Raw genomic sequence first — 4113 nt, 5'->3', positions numbered from 1 at the left:
CTGGCACGGCACCGCCTGCGGCGCGGCGCCGTCGCGCGCGCGAAAGCCGTCGGCGGCGGCGCCGGCCGCCACCAGCAGCGGCGAGGAATACCAACCCTCCAGGCCGCGGGTGTCGCCGAGGTAGACGCGGTCGATCGCGCCGTCGTTGTCGAAATCGAAGTCGAACGCGCGCCACGGGCCGTGGATGAATTCCAATCCGTCCGGCAGCGCGGTTCCGGCCGGCGCTTCGGCGGCGACCACGCGCTGCAGCGGCGCGCCGTCGTCGGCGCCGCGGCGGAACGGGTCGAGCGCGTTCCAGTCCAGCGCGAGCTGGCGTTCGAGTTCGGCGCAGACCGGGCCGCGGTCGAGCAGGCGTTGCAGAGTGCTCGCCGTGGCGGCCGCTGTGGCCGCGGCCGCGTTCGCCGCGGCCTCCGGCGCGATCGCGGCATCCACCGGCAACGAAGCCAAGGTTTGATCCGGCGCCAGCAGCGGCCCGCAATCGCCGTTGCTGCAGTCGTACACCGCATCGCGGTCGACCCGGTACATCCACGGCGTCGGCGCGATCTCGCAGCGGTCGCGTACCGGGCGCCGGTCGGCGACGCGGCGGTCGTCCAGCCACAAGGTGAAGCTCGCCGACGGCGCGCGGCTGCACGGCCCCGCGGGCGGCGGCGGTTCGGCCTGCACCTGCACGCGCAGGCGGCCGCCGTCGGCGAAGCGGCACTCGCCGGTCTGGCCCACCGCCAGGGCGATGCTGCGCGGACGGTCGCGATCGCTGTCGGTGAAGGTTTCCAGCAGCGGCTGCGCGCAGCCGCCGCGCGCGGGCAGCTCGGTGCGCACCAGGCTGGCCTTGCGGCCGTCTTCGGCCTGGCGGCAGATCAGCGCGATCTCGGCGGCGGCGCCGCAGTCGGGCGCTTGCGCCGCCGCCGGCGCGAACAGCGCGGCGGCGAGTGGCAGCAGCGGCCAGGCGATGCGTGGGGGCATGGGAACTCCGTTTCCTGGTCCGATTCCTGGTCTGTCGCGAAGGACGCGGCGGCGGGCTCAGTCCTCGCCGATGTCCTCGTTCCAGACCTCGGGATTGGCCGCGATGTAGCCGCCAAGCATCTCGATGCATTCCTGGTCGGCCAGATCGATCACCTCGACTCCGCTTTCGCGCAGCCAGTCGATGCCGCCGCGGAAGTTGACCGATTCGCCGACCACCACCGTGCCGATGTTGAACTGGCGCACCAGCCCGCTGCAGTACCAGCACGGCGCCAGGGTGGTGACCATGATGGTGTCGCGGTAGCGGCGCTGGCGGCCGGCCTTGCGGAAGGCGTCGGTTTCGCCGTGCACCGAGGGGTCGTTCTCCTGGATGCGGCGGTTGTGGCCGCAGCCGAGCAGGCGGCCGTCGTTGTGGTACAGCGCCGCGCCGATCGGGATGCCGCCTTCGGCGATGCCCTGGCGGGCCTCGGCGACGGCGGTGGCGAGCAGGGCGCGGTAGTCGGGGGTGGCGATCATGCGGAGCTCCGGTGCGTATCGCCGTGCAGTCTGGCGCGCCGGCGCGCCCGGGTCGAGGGGCGGGGGCGATCCTGACGCGAACTTCGCACGAATCCTGCGCGAACCTTTTCGCGCCGCGCCGGCCTCTTGTGGACGTGGGCGCCGATGCGCGCGGACGTTGGAGCGGTGAGATGCACGTGGCGATGGAACGCGCGCCGATGGCGCGCGTGTGGGCGGTTTCGGCGCGGGCGCTGGGGCTGGCGATGCTGTGGTTCGGCGCGATGCGCGCCTTTCCCTTCGAGGCGGCGGCCCTGGGCAAGTCCCTGGCCGGCGCGGGCCTGCCGGCGCTGGCCGCGCAGGCGCACTGGCTGAGTCCGGCGTCGGGCGCGCTGGAGGGTGCGATCGGCGCGACTCTGCTGATCGCGCCCGCGGGCCGCTGGCGCCGCGATGCGGCGTTCGCGGCGATGCTGTTCTGGGCCGCCGGCCTGCTCGGCCTGCTGAGCCCGGCGGCGTGGATCCACGAGCCGCCGTACGGCGGATTCCCGGTGATCGGCTCGGGCCAGACCTTGCTCAAACACCTGGGCATCGCCGGCCTCGCGCTGGGCGTGTTCGCGCACGAACGCGGCTGCGCGCGCGGCCGCGAGCGCGCGCTGTGGACGCTGTGGGCCGGGCAGTTGCTGGTGCTGGTGTGGATCGGGCTGATGAAGTTCACCCTGGTCGAAGCCGAGGGCGTGGCCGGGCTGATGCGCAGCAGCCCGCTGTTTTCCTGGCTGTACGGGCCGCTGGGCGTGCAGGGCGCGTCGGATCTGATCGGCCTGATCGAGCTGCTGACCGCGGCGCTGATCGCGGCGTGGCCGTGGCGTCCGCAGGTGGCGCGCTGGGGCTTGTTCGCGGCCGTGTTCACTTACCTGTTGACCAACACGTTCCTGCTGAGCCTGCCGGGCTGGCAGCCCGGCTACGGCTTCCCGTTCGTCGGCGGCACCGGTCAGTTCCTGCTCAAGGACGGCCTGCTGCTGCTCGGCGCGGTGGCGCTGCTGCGCGCCGGTGCGGCCGATCGCCGCAGCGGCTCAGGCCGCGCCGCGGCCGCGGCGTAGCAGGTCAATGTGCGGGATGCCGTCTTCGACGTAGGGCTCGGACGAGGGCGCGAAGCCGTAGCGGCCGTAATAGGCCTGCAAGTGCGATTGCGCGCCGATCTGGATGTCGGCGCCGGGCCAGCGCCGTTCGATCTCGATCAGCGCCGCCTCCAGCAGCGGCCCGCCCAGGCGCTGGCCGCGGAACTCGGCCGCGGTCAGCACCCGGCCGAAGCTGACCTGGGGATAGCTCAGCCCGGCCGGCAGGATGCGCAGATAGGCCGCGAGCCGGCCGTCGGCGGCGCGGCCCATCAAGTGCACCGCCTCGGGGTGGCGGTCCTTGTCGTCGGGGTCGAGGTAGACGCAGTTCTGCTCGATCACGAACACCTGCGAGCGCAGGCGCAGCAGCTCGTAGAGCTCGTCCAGGCTCAGGTCGGCGTAACGCTTGGCTTGCCAGCTCACGGTCGCGGTCATCCCCGCATCATGCCAAAGCGCGGGCGCGGCAGAGCGGGGCCGGGCTAATCCTTTCGGGGGATTTTGCAGGAGGGCCCTCAGGCCCGATGCCTTCGGATCAGGTCGCGGGGATCCGAGCCGAAGGCATCGGGCCTGAAGGCCCTCCCACATGAGCGGGCCCGGGCCTGAAGGCCTGCCGCTGCGGCAAAGCCCGGGCCCGGCCGGCATGCGATAATCGCGCCCATGAACGAATCCAAGCCCCAGACCGACGACACCACCCACTTCGGCTTCCGCGAGGTGCCGCGCGGGCAGAAGCGCAAGCTGGTCGGCGAAGTGTTTTCCTCGGTCGCCGGCAACTACGACCTGATGAACGACCTGATGAGCCTGGGCATCCATCGGGTCTGGAAGCGTTACTTCACCGCCACCGCCCAGGTCCGCCGCGGCGACCGCGTGCTCGACCTGGCCGGCGGCACCGGCGACATCGCCGCGCTGCTGCGCGACCGGGTCGGCGACAGCGGCAGCATCGTGCTGGGCGACATCAACTACGACATGCTCAAGGTCGGCCGCGACCGCATGACCGACCGCGGCCGCGTGTCCGGTTTCGAGTACGTGCAGTGCAACGCCGAGTCGCTGCCGTTCCCCGACGCCAGCTTCGACCTGGTCACCATCGCCTTCGGCCTGCGCAACGTCACCGACAAGGACGCCGCGCTGCGCGAGATGCTGCGCGTGCTCAAGGTCGGCGGCCAGGCGCGGGTGCTGGAGTTCTCGGAAGTGAAGGCCGAGTGGTTCAAGCCGATCTACGACTTCCATTCCTTCAACGTGCTGCCGAAGCTGGGCCGTTTGTTCGCCGGCGACAGCGACAGCTACCGGTATCTGGCCGAGAGCATCCGCAAGCATCCACCGCAGGACGAGCTCAAGCGGATGATGGTCGATGCCGGGTTCGCGCGGGTCGACTACAAGAACCTGTCGGCGGGGATTTGCGCGGTGCATACCGGCTACAAGGCCTGAGCGCGGCGTTTGGTCGCGCGACGAAGAACGCCGGGCATCGCCCGGCGTTTTTCTTTGTGGAGCATGGCGCTGAAGTCTCTGGATCCCCGCGTTCGCGGGGATGACGTTCTGTAAGAGACGCAGCCAGGCG

General features: G+C 71.5%; 6 protein-coding genes. 3 read left to right on the top strand and 3 right to left on the bottom strand.

Translation table 11 applies throughout. The features are described 5' to 3' along the window. Together A7A76_RS20935 and A7A76_RS20930 are read right to left on the bottom strand one after the other, a co-directional pair. On the bottom strand, positions 1–960 hold a 960-nt coding region (locus A7A76_RS20935; RefSeq protein ID WP_206413120.1), incomplete at its 3' end, for a hypothetical protein. Positions 961–1017: 57 nt separating this feature from the next. After that, positions 1018–1473 carry a nucleoside deaminase gene (locus A7A76_RS20930; protein ID WP_091803658.1) on the bottom strand — a complete coding sequence of 152 codons (456 nt, stop codon included), beginning with the start codon at positions 1471–1473 and terminating at the stop codon, positions 1018–1020. 170 nt (positions 1474–1643) lie between these two features. On the opposite strand from A7A76_RS20930, the gene A7A76_RS20925 reads away from it, so the two are divergent. After that, positions 1644–2546 carry a DUF417 family protein gene (locus A7A76_RS20925; protein WP_206413119.1) on the top strand — a complete coding sequence of 301 codons (903 nt, stop codon included), beginning with the start codon at positions 1644–1646 and terminating at the stop codon, positions 2544–2546. On the opposite strand, the gene A7A76_RS20920 is transcribed toward A7A76_RS20925, so the two are convergent. Continuing rightward, complete coding sequence (locus A7A76_RS20920; protein WP_206413118.1) at positions 2520–2996, bottom strand: GNAT family N-acetyltransferase; 477 nt, start codon at positions 2994–2996, stop codon at positions 2520–2522. The genes A7A76_RS20925 and A7A76_RS20920 overlap by 27 nt on opposite strands. A 47-nt stretch (positions 2997–3043) precedes the next feature. On the opposite strand from A7A76_RS20920, the gene A7A76_RS26975 reads away from it, so the two are divergent. Continuing rightward, on the top strand, positions 3044–3148 hold the full coding sequence (locus tag A7A76_RS26975; RefSeq protein WP_428995213.1) for a DUF6053 domain-containing protein: 105 nt from the start codon (positions 3044–3046) through the stop codon (positions 3146–3148). A gap of 70 nt (positions 3149–3218) precedes the next feature. Next, on the top strand, positions 3219–3983 hold the full coding sequence (gene ubiE / locus A7A76_RS20915) for a bifunctional demethylmenaquinone methyltransferase/2-methoxy-6-polyprenyl-1,4-benzoquinol methylase UbiE (protein WP_206413117.1): 765 nt from the start codon (positions 3219–3221) through the stop codon (positions 3981–3983). Positions 3984–4113: the final 130 nt, after the last annotated feature.

The sequence above is a fragment of the Lysobacter enzymogenes genome, assembly GCF_017168095.1.
Lineage (GTDB): Bacteria > Pseudomonadota > Gammaproteobacteria > Xanthomonadales > Xanthomonadaceae > Lysobacter > Lysobacter enzymogenes_D.
The sequence above is the reverse complement of the archived record's forward strand: the minus strand, read 5'-3'. Positions and strand labels throughout refer to the sequence as shown.

What these genes read in the sequence shown, in the direction of transcription:
- A7A76_RS20930 (WP_091803658.1), bottom strand. Translation starts at nt 1,473, where the DNA reads ATGATCGCCACCCCCGACTACCGCGCCCTGCTCGCCACCGCCGTCGCC.
- A7A76_RS20925 (WP_206413119.1), top strand. Translation starts at nt 1,644, where the DNA reads ATGCACGTGGCGATGGAACGCGCGCCGATGGCGCGCGTGTGGGCGGTT.
- A7A76_RS20920 (WP_206413118.1), bottom strand. Translation starts at nt 2,996, where the DNA reads ATGACCGCGACCGTGAGCTGGCAAGCCAAGCGTTACGCCGACCTGAGC.
- ubiE (WP_206413117.1), top strand. Translation starts at nt 3,219, where the DNA reads ATGAACGAATCCAAGCCCCAGACCGACGACACCACCCACTTCGGCTTC.